The organism is Algoriphagus lacus (assembly GCF_003583985.1).
In the GTDB taxonomy this organism is placed as follows: domain Bacteria; phylum Bacteroidota; class Bacteroidia; order Cytophagales; family Cyclobacteriaceae; genus Algoriphagus; species Algoriphagus lacus.
On record NZ_QXML01000008.1, the window covers coordinates 45,710 to 64,896 of the forward strand.

Consider the following 19,187-nt stretch of genomic DNA (forward strand, 5'->3'; position numbering starts at 1 on the left):
TTGATCCATTCAGATTGCAGTTGTCAAAACTCTTCTGGGTTAGGGATTGCCCGGCACTTGATTGGATTTGAAATAAATTTCCTGATGAAGTTTAAATAACTCTCCTAATTGGACGCTACGGTAAACTCGCAATCTGCCAAGAAATCCAAATCGGTTTTTTCCTTAAGCCGACTTCAAATACACCGTAACATTCTTATCTCCTTTGTCATTCGAATACGTTTCCGTCAACTTTACCGCACCGGAAAGCATGGGTTCAAAAACGAAGGTTAACTTGTGTTGTGGAGGGATTCCCGGTAGGGTAAACGTATTCATTCCGAGGAATTCCAGGTTCTGTCCGAAGGGTTCGTTTTTCATCCACAATTGGTTGTCCTTTTTGAACAACTCCATGGTTTTGGTGCTGTCCTTCTCGTTGGTGTATAATCCAACTAACCGTTCGATCGCTGCAGGTTCAGCGGCAAGTTTTTGAGCCATGCTCACATTGTATTCCACTTTTTTGGACCCGTTTCCCAGATTTTGTACTTCCAGAATTCTTCTTATTGCTGTAGGAGAGGAAGACAATTCATCTTTCTCAATCCATGGGTCCCCCACGAAATAAAGCTGTGTCACCAAGGGCTGATATCCCTCAGTCGTTATCATCAGGTGAAAATGTGCCGGGCGATAATTTTCTCCTTCGCCATAAGGAACCGGTAAAATGGTGTTGAAAGAATAGCTGCCTGTCTGATCGGAATAGGCGGTGCCCCGGTATTTAAAATCCGCGGATTCATTGTCGTACACCCCATTTCCATCACAATGCCAGAGTTCTATTTTGGCGTTTTTGTAGGGAGTTGTGCAGTCCTCGTGCAGTATTTTCCCCATCAATTCAATCGGGTCACCTTTTTGGCCTTCGATCACGAGATTTTGGCGAAGCGGGCTGTCGGGACGGTAAAACGGCCCCAAAACGTCGGAGGTTGTTTCGCAGTTGCCTATGTAGTGTTTACCGTCGAAGCGGATAAAACCCGTAGTACTGACTGCGATAGCGGATAGGGCGGTGGTTTTGATGAAATCTCTGCGTTGCATGGTTGATGGGTTTAAGGTGTAAATGCCGATTCACTTTTCTTTTTTCATTCCGAAAAGGATCCGGAGCATTCGGTTTTTTTTCAAATCATTTTGATTACCGGAATTCCAAAAGAGAAAGGACGGCCGATCGTGGTTATTCTTTTCCGCTGTCTGTGTTTCAATCAGGAAGGATGGAAATATGATACACCTATGTAAGGAAAAAAGTACATCCTGACCTCTGACTTAGGACGAACTGTACGGATAAACTTCCCAATCGATCCAAATTCTTTTCGGGGAACATTTTTTGGTAATTATGGAATGCCGAAGAATAACAGTTTTACCTCCAATTCCGGAAGAGGTGTTTGCAATCTGACTTCTAGCTGCAGGGAGACTTGGATTACCAGAACAACTTTTTGGAGTACTAATCCTATCCTTATCTAGAAATCATCTGGTGATTAAATGAATTTTAGATTCTTCCAAAGATTGAATGGTGCTGGATCTAAGTTGGTTTTAATGGCTTAACTCAAGCCAATCCGCTTTTTACGCTCGGACCTGGCAAAACAAACAGCCTCCAATCTTTTTCCATCATTTAATCCTTTATCGCCTGCTCGATTGCTTCGGCTTCAAACAATCCTTTTTTCATTTTATTCCTGACCCAGAAAAAGGCAAACGCTGCTGTTAGCCCAATAAACAAAGCGGTATTGATGTATATTTTTAACCGCAATTCCGGAGTTGGGGCACAGTTGATAAAGGCAAAAGCCATTCCTATGATCCCTACTAGCTGGAGCGAAGGGAACACAGGGGATTTATAGGGACGGTGATGGGCTGGATATTTTTTTCGGAGTATAATCAAATCAATATGTGCTATGATATAAGTAAGCAACCAACAGCTTGCCGCTGAGATAAGCAGCATCAGGAGGGCATCAGGATTTTTACCAAAAATCAAAATGGGAATTGTAGTCGCCACTGAAAGCACCAAGATGCCAAACCAGGGTGTTTTTCGTGTTGGGTGTAATCTCATAAAGATTGCGGGCAATTGTTTGTGGTGTGCCATTCCATACAATAACCTTGGAAGAGCAGCTAGAGCAGAACTTATCGCTCCACTGGTAGTCGTGATTGCCAACACGACAATGATAAGTTTACCGGTATTTCCAAAAATGGCCTGACCTAAAACCCAGTGGGGGATGTCTGTATTGGCTAGTTGCGTAGCAGGCACCAATCTCATTGCCGTAAACGCAAGTAAGCCGTAAACCAGAAGCATGGTGAAACTGGCAAGGAACATCGCTTTCGGTAGGTGCTTTTTTGGATTTTTAGTTTCCTCAATTAAGTCACACGCCACCTCAAAGGAAATAAAAGCCCATAGCGCAAGTAATACCAATGAAAACACCGAACTGTCTGAATGAAGCAGTTCTTGCCATATTTCAATGGCAGGGGTTCCATCTGTTGTTTCACTTGCAAAACCGGAAAAGCCAATTACCAGCAAAGTCACCAGCATGGTGTAAGAAATGAAGCCTTGTATGGTGGCAAATAAATCAATGCCCAGAATATTAAGGATGGCAAAAAACCATAACAAGGCTAAGGAAATGTGGGTAAATGAACCTGGCGAAAAGCTGTCGAGCACATGTTCCATCAGTAGTAATTCAGCCGGCCAGGCAAAGATTGCCGGAGCCACATAAGCTGAAAGGGCAGCAACAATGGCCGGGAAATGTCCTGCTGAGACGGCTGTGTAGGTACTGATGCTGCCTGCTTTGGGCATCATCAACGCCAGTTCGGAATAAGTGGAGATGTAGCAAACGGTAAGAATAAACGCGATCAGTATGGCAATAAAAAAAGAACCTCCGCCTAGACCTGCCCCTTGAATGATCGATACAACTGATGCCTGGGAAACCACTAAACCGATCGCGATAATAAACAGGGAGCCAAATCCCAGTACTTTTTTCAGGCCTTTTGTAACCACTGGTTTTTCGCTCATGCAGTTTTTTGAAAGAGGTTCGGCTGGTTGTATTCTACTTCAATATATGGGAACCTTCGGGATATTGTGATACACAACTCAAGGTGGGGGAAGAATCTTGCGGAAGTCTATACCTCCGCATCCATTCCAAAAGTCAATTTGAAGTAAAATCAGAACAAGGGATGCTTGCAAGTTTTTCAACTCATGCTCAGGTATGCATTGATTTACACTAGAGAGGGATTAGCCACTAGCGATCATTCCAATTAAAGTAGCAGCACAGATCAGTGTTGCATAGAGGTAAAGAGAACTGAGTTTGAATTTTTCCTTGGCCCAAAAAACGAATGAAACCAAAGGGAGCCCAACTAGTAAGGTCAGAAAGGGAAGCCAAAGCAACTCGTAAACAGCACCGACAGCAGCAAATTGGTAGACATCCATCACCTTCCCAATCCCCCAAAAAGCCGAAGCTCCCAAGCTTAGAAAAAACACCAATCGCTCAGTTTTTTTGTTTTTGGCAGTGAATGAATCGCCCATACCGATAAGTTAACGAGGCGGGGTGGTATTTGCAATGAATTGGATTAGGGAGCTTTTTGATTGGTGAATTACAAATTAATAATGCCTCAGTCAGGTTTGGTAAAAAAAAAATCGGGATAGACATCAGCAAAAAGCTGAAACGTATCGGCTCAAAGGTGAAACACATCAGCAAAAAGGTGAAAACTATCGGCTCAGAGCTGAAACACTTTAGCCAAAAGCTGAAAAGTATCGGCTCGGAACTGAAACACTTCAGCCAAAAGCTGAAAAGTATCTGATCGGGACTGAAAAACTTCAGCAAAAAGCTAAAAAGTATCGGCTCGGAACTGAAACAAATCAGCTATCAGCTAAAAAGTATCGGCTCAAAGCTGAAACACATCAGCTAAAAGGTGAAAAGTATCGGCTCAGAGCTGAATCACTTCAGCTAAAAGCTGAAATTGGATTGAATGGGAAATGAAAATCCTTGAAATGGTTTTCCGTTCCGGCCAGAAATGACAAAGCCCAGGGTTTTAGATGGGACTTTGCTCATCTTCCACCTGGGCTATGGTTTTGATCAGCTGAATATTAAATGGCTTGCGCCAGTGGAGGGGGAACAAAAAAATCATCCTCGCCGTATGGTGTAATTTCAACCTAAGACAAGCCGAATGCTCACCATTGGGTTAGGGATTGACTTTTCTTAAAAGTCAAACAAATCACCCAGCAGACTTTTCTTCTTTTTGTAGCGGTAGTCGCTGTCTTTGGAATAGTAGGGCTTTTCAGGGTGAAATTCCGGATGGATACTTTTGACCGGCGTGGAGGAGCGTTCAATGATCTTATCAAGTTCTCCTCGGTCGAGCCAAACCCCTCGGCATTCTGGGCAATAGTCGATCTCTATGCCACTTCGTTCGGTCATTACTAGGGCCACATTACAGGTTGGACATTTCATCGTGTGATCAATTATTGGTTAAGGTTTTTTTAATGTAATCAATGAAAGTTGTGGTAAGATCAGAAACTGATGGCTTTCGGGAAACTTCCCCCTAATTTCTTTGGCCAGGTTTCTCCACACTTTCCCGGACTTAACGCAGTCAAATTGATGAAGGTTTGAATTCAATCGGATCGGTGCTGGGCAGTTGACCTTCCTTCCTTCGATCGATTTTGGCTATCAGGTAGTTAGGGTTGTCTTGAAAATACGAATTACCCTAAACAGGTCATCGTCTTGCTATCAAGGTTCAGGCTATCCTGATTTTTTTGCTGTATTCAGCGTAAAAAGTATAGGCAGCGGCTTTTGTTATGCTCCGCTCAACTGTCTCCTAGGCTATATCACAAGCATCTCAAGGAAAAAGAACCTCGCCAAATTGGGGAAGGGAATTGCAAATTCAGATGGATGGAGGTGCGCGGTATAAAACTTGCCTAGGGCAAGACAAGACTTATGGATATAAAACCAATTGCATCCCGATAATTATCGGAATGGCAAGGATAGGAGGTAGGACAAGGCGTAAAGAATTCCGATAGAGAGCGGAATTAGCCTTCGGCCAGCTTGCAGGGCAGCCAAACTCCACCAGGCGCCTTATCGAGCTTCAGAGTTACTGAAAAGAAACTACGCCTAGCCTGAGGCTAGGGGTTCTGTTGAAAAGTTTGGTCTGAAAGAAGAAAGCTAAAAAATCAGCCTCCGAATATTCAAGATCTTCTGAAAGTACCAATCAGATACAAGCCGCCTCGGTGAATCACCTGATAGACAAAAAAACTCAAACCCAACAAGACACTTCCGATAATAATCGGCAACACTCCACCAAAAGAAACCTGCATTCCGATGGCAAACCCCAAAAGGTTTTCGAAGCGATGGACAGGAAGAAAAATAGCAAGTAGGATGGGCAGGAACAGGGCGTATTTCAACAGTTCAATAAAGTCAAACTCATAAAGGAGTGAACAAAAAATTCCAAAGGCTAAGGCCCCAAGAAAGGAGTATACCACAGATGATGTAAATTTCTCCGTAAAAATTCCCAGACTTTTCGCTCTTTTTTCCCGCCAGAAAATGGCCTTGAGGCTTATCAAAGTCAACATAGGAATTGAAATCAGGCCCCACCAATTTGAAAAGCCCGGGAGATCCTTCTGAGCCAAGAGATGGTGCGTCACGACTCCCCCCAAGAAATGCTCCCGAAGGACTACCATAAGCGTAACCAAAAAAGCCAATCCGATAATAGGCACTTCAAAACTTCGGAAGAGGGATTTGTTCATAATGGTAGATAGAACTGGAAAAATTCAAGTTAATCAGGTCATACACCATGCCAATCCAACAAAAGCTTAAAAATCATCGACTTGGCGGGTTTTGGGCAGTGAAAGGTGTTCATGATAGCACAAGAAAAATTCCATTTTGGTCAAAATCCGAACAGGGCCTTCACTCAGCACTATATCGAACTTCAGAGTTGCAGAGAAGAAACTGAGCCTAGAGGGGGCGAAGAACAAATTTGAAAGGATAGAAGAGCATGGTTTCAAATTATGCTCAGGCAAGCGTCAAACTACACTTGGCCGGGAAGTTAAAATTCCAAAAGGTGGAATCAATTAATAGGAGAGATAGGCAAATTTCAGCTGAATGGCGATGTACTCTCTTTTTAATACATATAAACCACTTCGTTTATCCAATGAAAATCCCTTTTCATTAAGCGGAAGTCTTTAAAAGTAACCGGCCTTTTTATAGCAATCACGAATACAGAATCGTTTTTGATTTTGCCTTTTAGCTTCAGTGTGACGGAATCAGTCAACTCGAACTGCAATCGACTTTTTGCCTGTTGAGCAACCATAATTGAATCCATGTTGTCGTAAGTACTGATAGTCAGACCGAGCTCATTGTAGATCTCCTGCTCTTTTATACCCAAGCTTAGTCGGTCTCCATGAACAAGAATTTCATGATTATCCTCTGATACATTTAAAAAGGCAATGCTGTCACCCTGAAGACGAATCCTTTCTCTGGCACCCCCAATAATAATTTCCTGCCACCGCATTGGGTCTCCACTTGATAAGGTATCCTGATTGCGTACAAAGGAGGATATGTCATAAACTCCTGAAAGTCCGCTTTGCGCTTTGCTCAACTCGCTTGCGATTAATTGATTTTTGTAATCAGCATAATCATTAAGTATAAAAACTAAAGTGCATCCTATTACCAAAATTTTGAGGGCCGTTTTGGAATAATTAACCCAGCGTTTTTTAGACACAGGGGCTTGGATTACGGGAAGGGAAGTGGGTTGACCGGTAAAGAAAAATTTGAATAAACTGTGTATGCTGGGGAGCAAAAGAAAAAGGGTCATGACCAATAAGGCCGTCGGGTACATTTTGGCGTGAACATCATAGTTGTAATTCACGGCCATGACGTTGGCAAGAGTAAATATTGTAAGAATGGCACCAAAGGTCATTGTTCTGCGGAACAGCAAGAGCAAGGCCGCGCTTTCGGCAATACCCATGAAAATATTGTAACCATAAGAATAACCGAAAAAAGTCCAGGCCAAACTCATAGGCGACATATCTCCTACAGTCTGGGTCAATGTATACAGGTCCAGATCAGGAAATTGCACTTTGAAAAACTTCTCCAAAGCAAAAAGGAACAACGTGAACGCTAAATAGTAGCGGAGAACGGTCGTGAGCCAATAATACAGTATGTCATAGTTGGCTTTTCTTCTGTCCAACATACTCCAAACCACTGTTCCCAGCACAGCAGCAGCTGCCATGATGAAATAAAGTAAATAGATATAGGTTCGATCGTTGTGTTGACCGTCATAGGGCGATATAATGGTATAGGGGATGTGAAACAGATTTTTTCCTGTCCATTGAACAGCCCCATCCAAAAGTTCTGCGAGGTATCCCTCATAGAAGAGATAGGATAAAACAGGATTAACTGACCAGTCAAGACATAGGATGAACAGGATAAAAAAGATGAACGCAAAACGGAAAGTCATCTTTTTAAATACACTCCACTGGTAAGATTGGGCCGTTATCTGTTCCATATCTGCTTGCATTATTTTAATTTATTCTTCTTTATCCATTGATTTTTAATGAGCAAGATGATTTCAATATTGTTCGGTTTCTGAATAGTTCAACCTCTAATTCAGGTAGGATGATCCGAGGAAGGCTAAGAAAACGAATGAGAGGTTTCATGTTAATTTGATTTCAGTTTTTCGGATTGACAATCGCTTTCCGTACGTGAGCTGTCGCCAAATCCACTCCAGTGGGCCATAAGTGAAATGCCTAAACCATAGATGGCTGTAAATTATCTGAAAACTGAATACTGCTATCGCGATAGGCATGTAGTATGCCGGGCCAAGATCTGAACCTAATCCAAACCCAATACCATAGAAGATTATTATTCCAAATACTGCTTGCATGATGTAATTGGTCAAGGCCATTCGGCCTACCGGACGAAGGGTTAGAAGTATTTTTTTAGTTTTTGGATTCAAGTACCAAAGTGCGAGCGTTGCTGCATAGGCAATGCTTAACGGTGCAACATTGAGTGCATGAAACAGGGTGTCCCACAGCCCACCCGCTTCCGGTAACCGCTGATTGTCATGTTCAAACCAAAGCGAGGCAAGTCCTGCTGAAATACCAATGGTTAAGCCTGCAACCTGTAGTTTTTGCAGGAGTTTTTTGTTCTTTTCCGGCTTAAGAAAAAGCCCGTTTCTTCCCACATACAAGCCGATCAGAAACATGGCCAGGACTTTGGGAATGCGATTGGAATCCAATCGCAAATGCCAGCCCCATAGAAACCCCGATGAATTCCATTGGAGGAGATCCTTATAACTCGAATTTACCTGCAACCAGGTTCCGACATTTTCATCAGTTATTCCAAGAGATTGATCGATTTTTTGAAGGTGCCCAATAATTAAGTTACCCATGCTCCAATTTCCATCACTGACCACTTTAACTGCATCAAACAGTAGCGGTGAAAAAATAAGCACCAAGGCTACGAGCAGTAAATTTTTATCACTCACATTCCTGAACAAGGGCAAAAACGAGCCAACCACTGCATAGAAAAAGAGGATGTCTCCATCCCAAATCAACAGGCAATGAATAAGCCCAAACAAGGCCAGAACACCAAGCCTTCTGTAAAAGACGGACACCCCATTTTGGCCTCGTGCAGTGTTTCGTGAAAACACAATGGCAAAGCCAACACCAAAAAGCAATGAAAAGAGCGAGTAAAATTTTCCATTGATGAAAATGGTGTTTATTCCATTGAGCCATTGATCCACATTTGCTGTGGGGAGGGCTAGTCGGGTTTCTTGCGATATAAAGAAATATTGAGAAAGCGTACCATAATTGGCCAGTGCAATCCCGAGTAAGGCAAAACCCCTAAGTATATCTAAAATATCTGCACGTTCATTTGCCTGAATGGGCTGGGTAAATTCATGACTCATAAATCCATTTTGGGTTTAGGATACCACACTAAAAAACCAAACACTCCGATATTTCAACTACCTGAATGAAAAGAGGACAGAATGCCTCCATCGCTAGGATTAATCAAAATTTTAAAAGGGAAGGGTAGAGTTTCAAATTTACCCCTTCAATCCTTACCTAAATACCATTGGTTAACTTATCCAATTACTTCACAAACAACATCCCGCCTTCCTGTCACCACTAAACAATTTGACTTTTAGGAAAGTATGCAGGGACTTTTTAGAAATTCAGACTTGGGCAGGATTCCTTTATACAAAATAGGAAATCTTTATAACACAGGACTATTGGGCCTTTCGTTTGAAAATACTCGTTTGGGTGAAGTAATACTCACTCACCGTTACACCCGAAAAATCCAAACGATCCCATTCTCCCAATATTTCCTGAATTCCACCAGCATAAGCAGTCCTGTCGGTATTGTCAAAAAGCACTATGCCATTTCTTTTTAGCTTACTCAAATTAGTTCTCAAACATCCTATTCTTGCCCGCCCATCAATGACTAAAACGTCGATACTCTCATCCTGAACATCGGAAGCGCCAAGAGCATAATTTTTATAGGAATTTGTGTGTTTTAATTCATCCATGTTACTCGCAAATTCCCCGCCTACAAACTCTTTATCGACTGGAATATGCCTTAATTCAACATCTGAAAAAGTTTTTGTCCGCTCTTTCATTACCGAATACCATTCATGGTTATCCTCAATGCTGATAACCTGACATGCTTTTTTGGCAAAATACAGTGTGCTTCCGCCGCAGCCAAACTCCAGAATCCGCATGGTAGGCGTCAAATAATTTTCCTTATACAAAAAGGCTCCATGCGCTATCCAGGGCAAACCTAATTCAGCAGGACTCTTCAGTATCTTATTATAGCTGTAGTAAACAGGAAATTCGGAAAAAGCCTTCCATGGAATAGGATAGGTTTTGGAGTAACGAAAGAATTCCAAAAGAAATCTTCCGGCAATTTTATAAAAAGGTTTAGGCGTATTTGAAATTGTACTCATGCGGAATAAAGTGGATGCAATCAGTGGTTTTTACTTTCCAGATGTTGGGTGAATAACTAAATAAAATTGGCTTAAATCAATTCCCACTGTTGGCGTAGGTTCTTCTTTATACCTTTTGAATTTAGCCGGATGCCAGGTGGAATAGGAACCCCACCCAGTACCCGGCTAATTTTTATTTTTCTATTTCACAAACAACACCCCAACTCCCTTTTCGGTCGCGAGTTTGTTGAAAGTCGGAACAGCGGATTCAATCAGTCGTTTTCCTTCTGTTTCCAGCGGTTTCCACTGCTCCAATAGCTCGGCATAGCGGGCTTTGGTGCCTTCGTTGATTTTCGGAATGCTGCTTTCCCCGTGGTTCATCATAAACATAAAGTTGGCGGTGAACTTGTTAGGGAAGTTTTCCACGTCATCGTAAGCGGTGGACTTGCGCTGAATCATCTGCTCGTCCCAAGCCTTCAATTCCTTGATCAGTTTTTCTCCTTCGGTCTTCAAAGCAGCGAATTCCGCTTTTCCTTCCAGCTTTTTCATCAATTCGCCCAGTTGATCCTGGTAGGCTTTGGCGGTGTTGACCATCGTGTGCATCGTAGTGACTTCTGCTTCCAGTTTGCTCATCCATTCGTGATAGGCTTGGTAATCCGCCGGGGTGAGGTTGTATCCCGGTACATCTTTGATGATGGCTTTCGCTTCAGCGGTTTCTTTTCCTGAGCTGATTCTTAGGGTGTAGGTACCCGGAATCGCCTTGTGTCCCCTGTAGCTGGACTCGATGTAAGCGGTGGGAATTCCCGGCACGGTCGGATAACGAAGATCCCATACGAATCGGTTGAGGCCTTTTTTCACCGAAATAACTGGCTCAGGAGAAGGACCTCCAGCATAGGATTTGAAATCAGGATTTTTCTTGGAACTGATTTTTCGTACCAGTTTGCCGCTTGAGTCCAATATTTCCAAGGTCAGGGAGGTGGTATCCGATACGGTCTCCGGCAGGTGGTAATAGATCACCATACCGCTGGCCGGATTGATGCCAGTGAAGGAATCCGTTCCTTTGAAATCCGTCAGGTCACCGTTCATGGCACTGTACCAATTGCCGAGAATGGTTTCGTCGGGGTTGTACACGGTGATTTTATCGGCTTTGGCCTGAAGTTCACGCACAACGTTCAAGTCGTCCAGAATCCAGTAGGAGCGACCTGCAGTCGCCACGATCAGGTCGTTGTGGGCGACTTTCAGATCGGTAATCGGTGTGAGAGGCAGGTTGAGTTGGAACGGATTCCAATTTGCTCCTCCGTCTCTGGAGATATACATCCCGGTCTCCGTTCCTGCGAAGAGGAGATTTTTCACTTGGGTGTCTTCCCGCACCACTCTGGTAAAGGCACCGGTTGGGATGCCCTTGGAGATGTTGGTCCAGGTCTTTCCATAGTCCGTGGTCTTGTAGAGTCCCGGGGTGTAGTCGTTGAATTTGTAGCGGGTAGTGGCGATGTAAGCGGTGGCTGGATCGTGAGGAGATACTTCAATGGCATTTACTAAGCATTCTGCCAAGCCTTTTGGTGTAACATTCGTCCAGGTTTTTCCTCCGTCTCGGGTCAGCTGAACCAAGCCGTCGTCACTTCCGGTCCAAATCACTCCGGCTTCGTGTGGGCTTTCGATCACATAAGCGATGGTGCCGTAGTTTTCGGCACCAACGGCTTCATTGGTGTAAGGCACGCCGCCTTTGCCCTGCTTGGCCTTCTCATTTCGGGTCAGGTCAGGAGAGACTTCCGTCCAGGTTTTGCCCCAATCCTGAGTTTTCAGCAGGACTTGAGCGGCATGGTAAAACGTATTTGGTTCGTGCTGAGACCAGATGATCGGTGCGTTCCAGTTGTAGCGGTACTTCATGTCCTTGGCGTCCATGCCGAGGTACTGGATTGGAGCGGCCATAATGTTGGTGGAGCCTTGGGTTTCCATATCGAGTACCTCAATGGTACCCTGATAGCTTCCTCCCAGGACGTATCTGGGATTGTTGGGATCAAAAGCCAGGAAAGCACTTTCACCCCCAGCCGAGTAGTTCCAATGCTCCTGAGAAATGCCGCCCCGGCCCAATGCTATGCTGGAAATCACAAGGGAAGTGTTGTCCTGCTGGCCCCCGTAAATGCGGTAGGGGAACTGATTGTCCACGTTGATGCGGTACATCTGGGTGGTCGGCATGTTTTCCTGAGTAGAGAAAGTCTTGCCCTCATCGAAAGAAATCGCTCCGCCGCCGTCATTGGCAATGATCAGGTTTTTCGGATTAACCGGGTTGATCCAGAGATCATGGTGATCGCTGTGGGTTTCTCCCAAGTGGGTAAAGGATTTGCCTCCGTCGATACTTTTGACTGCAGGAGCACTCAGGACATATACAGTATGCTCGTCTTTGGGATCGGCAAATACTTCGATGTAGTACCATGCACGTTGGGTAAGTTCGTTATCCTTGTTGATCAAAGTCCAGCTTTCACCGGCGTCATCGGAGACAAAGAGTCCGCCGAGGTCTTTTTCGGTGTCGCTTTCGATCAGGGCATAGACTTTATTTGAATTTGCCCGGGAAACGGAAATGGCCATTTTTCCTTTTTCCTCAGGAAGGCCTTTGTGGATTTTCTTCCAGGTTTTCCCTGCATCGGTGGATTTGTACAAGCCCGAACCCGGACCTCCGGAAATAACCTGCCAAGGCAAGCGCTGATGCTCCCACATGGCAGCATAGAGCACTTCCGGGGTATTCATGTCCATGGACAGTTCCACTGCTCCGGTTTTGGAGTCTACAAACAGGACTTTTTCCCAAGTCAATCCTCCGTCGATGGATTTGAACACGCCCCGGTCTTCGTTGGGAGCGTGAAGTGCTCCTTGAGCGGCTACATAAACGATGTCAGGATTGGTCGGGTGGATTTGGATTCTGGAGATGTGTTGGGTTTTCTCCAGTCCCAGTTTTTTCCAGGTTTTACCTGCATCGGTGGATTTGTAAACCCCGTCTCCGTAGGAGGTCATCACGCCCCGAGGAGCATGCTCCCCCATGCCTACATAGACGATGTTGGGATTGCTTTCTGCCACGGCGATGGCGCCCACTGAACCCGTTGTAAAAAATCCGTCGGAAATATTGTGCCAGCGCTGTCCGGCATCGGAGGTCTTCCATACTCCGCCTCCGGTGGTACCGAAATAGTAGGTCAACGGATCATTGACCACGCCGGAAGCCGTTACCGACCGACCTCCCCGGAAGGGACCGATGTTACGGTATTTGATGGGAAGGGAGGAGTCGTATGTTTGGGAAAATGCAGTGATGCTGCTGAATAACAGCAGCAGGGATAAAAGTCTTTTCATATGATTATAATTTTTTTGAGTGGCCATATGGAATCTTCGCAGTGGCTTTAATCATCTTGGATTGTAGCTTTTTAGTCCTGCTTGATTTCATTTTTAAGCGGTGGTTTTTTCAATTCAAAAGATAAGGAATATCCTCAGCGGTGACCAATGTCCCTGGAAGGATTATTACCGCTTTTCACTTTCGGCTTGAAATTATCCCGGTAAAAAGCCAAGTTGGAGAATAATCTCAGCAAGTTGATCTATGAAGCATCCGATTTTATTGGTTTGGATTTTCCTTTGGACCGTGTGTGCGTTTGCCCAAAACCCGGGAAAAAGTACTCAACCGAATATCGTCCTGATCATTTCCGATGATCATACCCAGCAGGCCATCAGCGCATATGGAAGCAAAATCGCCAAGACCCCAAACATCGACCGAATTGCAAAATCAGGGGTTCTTTTCAATCGGGCTTATGTCAACAATTCCATTTGCGGGCCCAGTCGGGCAGCTATTTTGACCGGTACTTACAGCCACGTCAACGGCTTTCTGGACAACGATAATTCCTCCTACGATTCCTCCCAGGATCAATTTGTCAATCACCTTCAGTCGGCCGGCTACCAAACTGCCTGGATAGGAAAATACCATTTGGGTGAGGATCCCAAAGGCTTTGATTACTGGGAGATTTTGCCAGGACAGGGACATTATTACAATCCTGATTTCATCCAGATGGATGGGAAGCGAGTCAGAAAGGAAGGCTATGTCTCTGATCTGATCGAGGATGCTGCCGAATCCTGGCTGGGGAAAAGAGATCCTGAAAAGCCGTTTTGTTTGATTCTAGGGCACAAAGCCACACACCGAACCTGGATGCCTGATTTGCAGGACCTGCGGAAATACGATGATGTGGTATTTCCCCTTCCTCCAAATTTCTACGATTCCTACGAGGGACGTGAGGCTGCCAAGGCTCAGGATATGAGCATTTCCAAAACGATGGTGATGGATTACGATCTGAAGATGTATGCGAATGATTCCAAGGATGGAAACGTGACCCGAATGACCCCGGCTCAGCGTGAGGAATTTGATGCTTATTACAAACCCATCCGGGATGAACTGGCCAAAGCAAACCTGAGCGGGAATGCCCTCACCGAATGGAAATTTCAGCGGTACATGCGGGATTATCTGGCTACAGCGGAGTCCATGGACCGAAACATCGGCAGACTGCTGGATTACCTGGATGCTGAAAATCTGGATGAAAATACCATCGTGATATACGTTTCTGATCAAGGGTTTTACCTTGGAGAGCACGGTTGGTTTGACAAGCGATTTATGTACGAAGAGTCTTTTCGCACGCCGATGATGATGCGCTATCCGGGAGTTGTCCCTGCGGGGATGGTATCGGATCATCTGGTAATGAATCTGGATTTGGCGCCTACACTATTGGAAGCGGCTGGAGTCAAGATCCCCGAACGAATGCAGGGAAAGTCCTTTTTGCCAATGTTGAAAAATCCAAGATCAAAGGGTAGGGAAGCGCTTTATTACCATTACTATGAGTATGGCACGCATTCCGTTTCCCCGCATTTCGGGATAAAAACCGATCGGTACAAACTGATCCGTTTTTATAGAAGGGTAGAAAGTTGGGAGCTTTTTGACTTGGAAAAAGATCCTTCCGAGATGCGGAATCTCTATGGTCAGGCCGACTATGCCGAGGTGGAAAAAGAACTCAAAGCAAAACTTCGGCAGTTGATTTTGGACTATGGTGACGAAGGGGCATTGAAGATTTTTGAAACGGATATTTCCAATCGTTGATCCCAGGCTCAATACTCCTTTGGTATCTCCCTCCACAGCTATTGTACGGATCAAAAAGCTAAAGAGCTCTTCAAAAAAACAGCCCAAAGGGAATTCCATTCGGGCTGTTGATTTATAGGCATTAATTGTTCCGGTCTCTGCTGCTTCCCCCGCGACCACCGCTTGGTGTGCCAGTGGATCTGGTGTTTGCAGAACTCTCTTTTTTTGCCGGAGCGGTGGTTTTCACCTCTGAAGAAGACCTGCTGCTCTCAATTCGGGAAGGCTGTGAAGCTCTCGCAGGTTCGCTTCTTCTCACCTCAGGAGCCTGTGTTCTGGTAGGGGCCTGAGCGGATCGGGATTGCTGCACCGTTCCTCGTGAAGGAGCCTGGGATTGAGTTCGGGTTCCTTCTGATCTCACTTCTCCGGATCTGCTTGGGGCAGTGCTTCGCTGGCCGGATGATGGTGCCGAAGGTCTGCTTTCATAAGTTCTGGATGGAGCTGCCTCTCTGCTTCCACTCTGTGTACGTGATGGTGCAGTGGTGGTACCTCTTCCTTTCGTGTCCGCTGGAGCAGGTTTTACCTCAAAGCTGTCATTTTCCCCACGGGTAGTAGGTGTGGCAGTTCTTCCGGATGAGGTCTCGCTTCTTCCCGAAACTCCAGAATTTCCATTTGTATTTGCGCTTCTGGAAGGGGAAGAGGAGTACACTTCACGGTTGCTACGACCGGTTTTTGCCTGCTGGGCATCCAGGACTCTGGTAGGTCTTGCCTCGGTAGTTCTGCTGCGGCTTTCCTGCATTTCAGGTCGATACATACTCACTGAATTTCTGGAAACAGCAGCTCTTCCAGGGGCATTGCTTGCCTGAAGCTGGTACACCGGCACCACACTTCGGGTCACCCTTTCCACTTCCCTGCGCTGAGGACCACCTACATAGGTTTGGTTATTGTACACCACAGTGTTGTTGATGATCGTGGTTTGGTTGTAGATTTTGATCTTGGTTTTGTGAGGCGCATGGTATCGGTAGGCGTGGTGATGATAGATGTTGTGATTTGGAATAAATACCCAGTGGAAACTTGGAATATTCACCCTCACATTGATGGATACCCCTGGTCCCAAGGGAGCCCAACCGTAATACCCGCCGCCGGTTCTCCAGTTGACCCAGGCAGGCCCCCAATCGTAGCCCGGAATCCAGGCCCAGCTTTGGAAATAGTCATCGAAATACCAGCGTCCATAATGGAACGGAGCCCAGCCCCAGTCGTAGTAGGATACCCAAGTATTGCCATATTCGGTCATGACCCAGTGTCCCTCGGTACCGTAAGGGTGAAAATCCTCCCGGACTGCAGGTAACCAGATGTATCCATATCGGGCGTCCTTTACCCAGTCTCCGTAGGGAGAAAGCTCATCGTAGAAAACCTGAAAGCTTATTCCCCGGTAATTTTTCGCTTCCGCTTCCTGCGGAGCGATCATGCCTGCCAAGAGTAATACTCCCAGTACCAGGCTGCCCAATCCTCGATTGATGAGGTGTGTTTTCATGGTAATTGTGGTTTAGTATAAAGTGGTTAAGTATTGGGTTGGTCGGTGTTTTTTATGGACTAGGGATTTTTTAGGTTTCTCTTTTTTATTCGATAGGCGTTTGAGTTTAAGATGTGAAGTTTAAACGAAAGGTTGCATGGATTATTTCCAAAATCGGGCCATTCTTGAATATTTATTCGATGAAGTGGAGTATTTGGTTTTGTTAATTTTAAAAAATGGAACCGTTATTATTGTACTTAATTAAAAAAATATAATAAGATTTTTTATTAATCTAGAAATTTTAAAAAATGTATTTTATCTAACTCAAAATAAAAAGCCCCGGCTGGGGTGGCCGAGGCGAATTTTTTTAAAGTCGGGAGAAATTTTTTTTCAGGTTAATCACATTTTTCAGTCTGGCTGGCATAGTGCCGTTCCCCGTTGGCGTAGAGTTCTTCCTCTACAAACTTCAAGTTGACCACAAATGGGGCGAGATCCTTTTTCTCAAAGGTAAATGTCAGTACGGCCTCCGAGTTTTTCCCATCTACTGTCCATTGTCCTTTCATAGTTCCCTTGTAGTCTGGGTTGTTGTCTTTCATAATGCCTTTTTTCGATACTGCGGCCCGGAAGCTGCCGTCTTCACAAAGGTTAATTTTAGTTTGCTGCTTTCCGTCAATAAATCCTTCATAGGAAATCAACAGCTTGCCTGACAGGAATCCCTTCCAGTCAAAACCCTCATAGGGGTCGATTTCCCGGGGGGTAGACAGGAGAGCGGTTTTCAGAAATTCCAATACAGAGGCAGATGCCAATTCTGCATTTTCTTCCAAGGAGATAGCCAAAACCGTTATGCAAGCCTCACCACATCGGGTAGCTGCAAATGCACGGTAATTTTTTGGTGGAAGGTAATTTCCGGCAGCTTCAGCGTGCGCAAATAGCAAGTCGCCTTCGATTTTGGGGTCTGTGGCTTTTAGTGTGACAGTTTCTGAAATGTTGACTCCGGCTTTCCAGGTTTCGGCGAGTTGTGCCAAATCGGTCTTTTCTCTTCCGAAAACAAAGATTTCACCGAACGTCCCAGTGGAGGAATTCAGGAGAAAAACTTCTGTTTCCCGGGGAAGTACTCCTACCCAACCTTGGGGGATTACTCCGCTGAATCCATATCGGGGCGTATAAATTGAATCTCCCGCATTATACATTCTGCCAGGTTGGATTCGGTTTTTCAGGTTTTGGCCAAAAGTCATCTGGGAAAATGTGATGATCCCAATGAAAAAAACAAGTGCAAAAGATCGATTCATAGGTAGCTAAATAAGGCTGACATCAAGTTAATGGAAAGATTTCGACGGAAAAACTACCCCAATGGACGGAAGGGTTTTTTCTTCTCGGCTTATTGGGAAAGAAACCTAGATCAATACTTTCGTTTGAAGATTCCGGACAAAGGCACCGCAGAAATCCCGTGTAGGAAAATACTCAAGAGTACCGTCAGCGTGATGATACTGACCATTTGCTCGTAGCCTTCGACGCCAAGTTGAATGATTGCCATCAGCATGTAAAGCACGGAGGCGATACCTCTAGGACCAAACCACCCGATGAACCATATGGTCTTTTGATCCAAACCTGATCTAATCAAACTGATTGCCACCGGAACCATCCGGATGACCGTCAGGCTGAGAATGGCATAAACCAAAGCTCTCCAATCCCAGAGTTTATAGGAAAGGGGAACGAGGATCATTCCGACCAACAGGAAAATAAACAGGATCATGATCTGACTCCCAGCTTCACCAAATTCTTTCATTCGTTCCCGAAGCAATTCAGTTTTGGTCCCCAACAGCATGCCAGCTACATAGGCTGCGATAAAGCCGTTTCCTCCGAAGAATTCAGCCCCTGAAAATGCCAATACGGCGATGGCAACGGATGCTAGCATCTGATAGACGGTGGTGATCATTCCTTTTTTGAACGCCATTTCCACCAATTTTCCACCCAGCCAACCGATCAAGCCTCCGATCAGCGGACCATAGATGAACTGTTTTGCTACAAAACCCATCCAATAATTACTGTCAAAACCTTCCCCGGCAGAGCCGGAAAGTAAGGCGATGCAAACCAAAATCGGAGGAAGTCCAATCCCGTCATTTAAGCCGCTTTCCACATTGATAGTTTGTCGGATTCTGCGTGGAACTTGCTCTCCTGTAACAACAGCCTGACCCAATGCCGCATCTGTTGGAGATAGGATAAAGGCCATCAGGATCAAAATCAGTGGTTTGACATCGGGGAAAAGCGGAATGGCGATTAGCGCCCCAAGCACCATAGTCAGTGGAAGGCCGATTCCCAAAAGCCGAATAGGCAATCCTTTGTCTTTGGTAAGGCTTTTCAGGTCAATAGTCGAGCCGTCGATAAACAGTACCAACAACAGGGTGAATTCCATCAGGGGCTTTACAAAGCCTGCCTTGGGGCCTTCCTCCAATAATTCCAGATCAAAAAAGCTGACCAATAATCCAATGACCAGAAAGACCATCGGAGCGGTGATGATCGAGTTTTCAGCCTTTTTTGAAAAAAAACCATAGCCCAAAATCAACAGGGCCATAAAAACAATAATCGGTTGCTCGTGCATGTTGCAGGGTTTTATGGAAAGTTAGGGCTTTGGATGAAAAAATGACTTAGGAAACCGTGGAAAATGACTTTGCC

At 45.1% G+C, this 19,187-nt stretch carries 13 protein-coding genes; 1 reads left to right on the forward strand and 12 read right to left on the reverse strand.

Features of this window, described 5'->3' with window-relative positions:
* Nucleotides 1-162: 162 nt before the first annotated feature.
* The 9 genes from D0X99_RS15315 to D0X99_RS15360 form a co-directional block, all read right to left on the reverse strand.
* Nucleotides 163-1,056: a dioxygenase family protein gene (locus D0X99_RS15315; protein WP_119478727.1), complete on the reverse strand. Its 894-nt coding sequence runs from the start codon at nucleotides 1,054-1,056 to the stop codon at nucleotides 163-165.
* Nucleotides 1,057-1,624: 568 nt separating this feature from the next.
* Nucleotides 1,625-3,007 (reverse strand): APC family permease, encoded by a 1,383-nt coding sequence (locus D0X99_RS15320; RefSeq protein WP_119478728.1) that lies wholly within the window; start codon nucleotides 3,005-3,007, stop codon nucleotides 1,625-1,627.
* Nucleotides 3,008-3,226: 219 nt separating this feature from the next.
* Nucleotides 3,227-3,517: a hypothetical protein gene (locus D0X99_RS15325; protein WP_119478729.1), complete on the reverse strand. Its 291-nt coding sequence runs from the start codon at nucleotides 3,515-3,517 to the stop codon at nucleotides 3,227-3,229.
* 673 nt (nucleotides 3,518-4,190) lie between these two features.
* Nucleotides 4,191-4,418, reverse strand: coding sequence for a TFIIB-type zinc ribbon-containing protein (locus D0X99_RS15335; protein WP_233553738.1), 228 nt, complete (start codon nucleotides 4,416-4,418; stop codon nucleotides 4,191-4,193).
* Nucleotides 4,419-5,170: 752 nt separating this feature from the next.
* Nucleotides 5,171-5,728, reverse strand: coding sequence for a hypothetical protein (locus D0X99_RS15340; protein ID WP_119478732.1), 558 nt, complete (start codon nucleotides 5,726-5,728; stop codon nucleotides 5,171-5,173).
* A 374-nt stretch (nucleotides 5,729-6,102) separates the two neighbouring features.
* Entirely contained in the window at nucleotides 6,103-7,488 is a 1,386-nt protein-coding gene (locus D0X99_RS15345) for a hypothetical protein (protein ID WP_147392241.1), read from the reverse strand.
* A 147-nt stretch (nucleotides 7,489-7,635) separates the two neighbouring features.
* A complete protein-coding gene (locus D0X99_RS15350) occupies nucleotides 7,636-8,892 on the reverse strand; it encodes a DUF418 domain-containing protein (RefSeq protein ID WP_119478734.1) in 1,257 nt (418 codons plus the stop codon).
* A gap of 321 nt (nucleotides 8,893-9,213) precedes the next feature.
* The gene (locus tag D0X99_RS15355) at nucleotides 9,214-9,930 is read right to left on the reverse strand and encodes a class I SAM-dependent methyltransferase (protein WP_119478735.1); all 717 of its coding nucleotides are present in this window, start codon (nucleotides 9,928-9,930) and stop codon (nucleotides 9,214-9,216) included.
* Nucleotides 9,931-10,110: 180 nt separating this feature from the next.
* On the reverse strand, nucleotides 10,111-13,245 hold the full coding sequence (locus tag D0X99_RS15360) for a VPS10 domain-containing protein (protein WP_119478876.1): 3,135 nt from the start codon (nucleotides 13,243-13,245) through the stop codon (nucleotides 10,111-10,113).
* A 241-nt stretch (nucleotides 13,246-13,486) separates the two neighbouring features.
* On the opposite strand from D0X99_RS15360, the gene D0X99_RS15365 reads away from it, so the two are divergent.
* Nucleotides 13,487-15,025 carry a sulfatase family protein gene (locus tag D0X99_RS15365; RefSeq protein ID WP_119478736.1) on the forward strand — a complete coding sequence of 513 codons (1,539 nt, stop codon included), beginning with the start codon at nucleotides 13,487-13,489 and terminating at the stop codon, nucleotides 15,023-15,025.
* Nucleotides 15,026-15,146: 121 nt separating this feature from the next.
* Here D0X99_RS15365 and D0X99_RS15370 read toward each other — a convergent pair whose 3' ends face one another.
* From D0X99_RS15370 to D0X99_RS15380, 3 genes are all read right to left on the reverse strand, one after another.
* A complete protein-coding gene (locus D0X99_RS15370; RefSeq protein ID WP_119478737.1) occupies nucleotides 15,147-16,535 on the reverse strand; it encodes a DUF6600 domain-containing protein in 1,389 nt (462 codons plus the stop codon).
* A gap of 374 nt (nucleotides 16,536-16,909) precedes the next feature.
* Entirely contained in the window at nucleotides 16,910-17,803 is an 894-nt protein-coding gene (locus D0X99_RS15375; RefSeq protein ID WP_119478738.1) for a hypothetical protein, read from the reverse strand.
* Between the two features lie 110 nt (nucleotides 17,804-17,913).
* A complete protein-coding gene (locus D0X99_RS15380) occupies nucleotides 17,914-19,113 on the reverse strand; it encodes a cation:proton antiporter (RefSeq protein ID WP_119478739.1) in 1,200 nt (399 codons plus the stop codon).
* Nucleotides 19,114-19,187 lie beyond the last annotated feature (74 nt).

Coding starts and splice junctions, on each gene's coding strand:
- D0X99_RS15380 (WP_119478739.1), bottom strand. CDS start 19,113: ATGCACGAGCAACCGATTATTGTTTTTATGGCCCTGTTGATTTTGGGC.
- D0X99_RS15320 (WP_119478728.1), bottom strand. CDS start 3,007: ATGAGCGAAAAACCAGTGGTTACAAAAGGCCTGAAAAAAGTACTGGGA.
- D0X99_RS15365 (WP_119478736.1), top strand. CDS start 13,487: ATGAAGCATCCGATTTTATTGGTTTGGATTTTCCTTTGGACCGTGTGT.
- D0X99_RS15375 (WP_119478738.1), bottom strand. CDS start 17,803: ATGAATCGATCTTTTGCACTTGTTTTTTTCATTGGGATCATCACATTT.
- D0X99_RS15325 (WP_119478729.1), bottom strand. CDS start 3,517: ATGGGCGATTCATTCACTGCCAAAAACAAAAAAACTGAGCGATTGGTG.
- D0X99_RS15360 (WP_119478876.1), bottom strand. CDS start 13,245: ATGAAAAGACTTTTATCCCTGCTGCTGTTATTCAGCAGCATCACTGCA.
- D0X99_RS15350 (WP_119478734.1), bottom strand. CDS start 8,892: ATGAGTCATGAATTTACCCAGCCCATTCAGGCAAATGAACGTGCAGAT.
- D0X99_RS15340 (WP_119478732.1), bottom strand. CDS start 5,728: ATGAACAAATCCCTCTTCCGAAGTTTTGAAGTGCCTATTATCGGATTG.
- D0X99_RS15355 (WP_119478735.1), bottom strand. CDS start 9,930: ATGAGTACAATTTCAAATACGCCTAAACCTTTTTATAAAATTGCCGGA.
- D0X99_RS15315 (WP_119478727.1), bottom strand. CDS start 1,056: ATGCAACGCAGAGATTTCATCAAAACCACCGCCCTATCCGCTATCGCA.
- D0X99_RS15370 (WP_119478737.1), bottom strand. CDS start 16,535: ATGAAAACACACCTCATCAATCGAGGATTGGGCAGCCTGGTACTGGGA.
- D0X99_RS15345 (WP_147392241.1), bottom strand. CDS start 7,488: ATGGAACAGATAACGGCCCAATCTTACCAGTGGAGTGTATTTAAAAAG.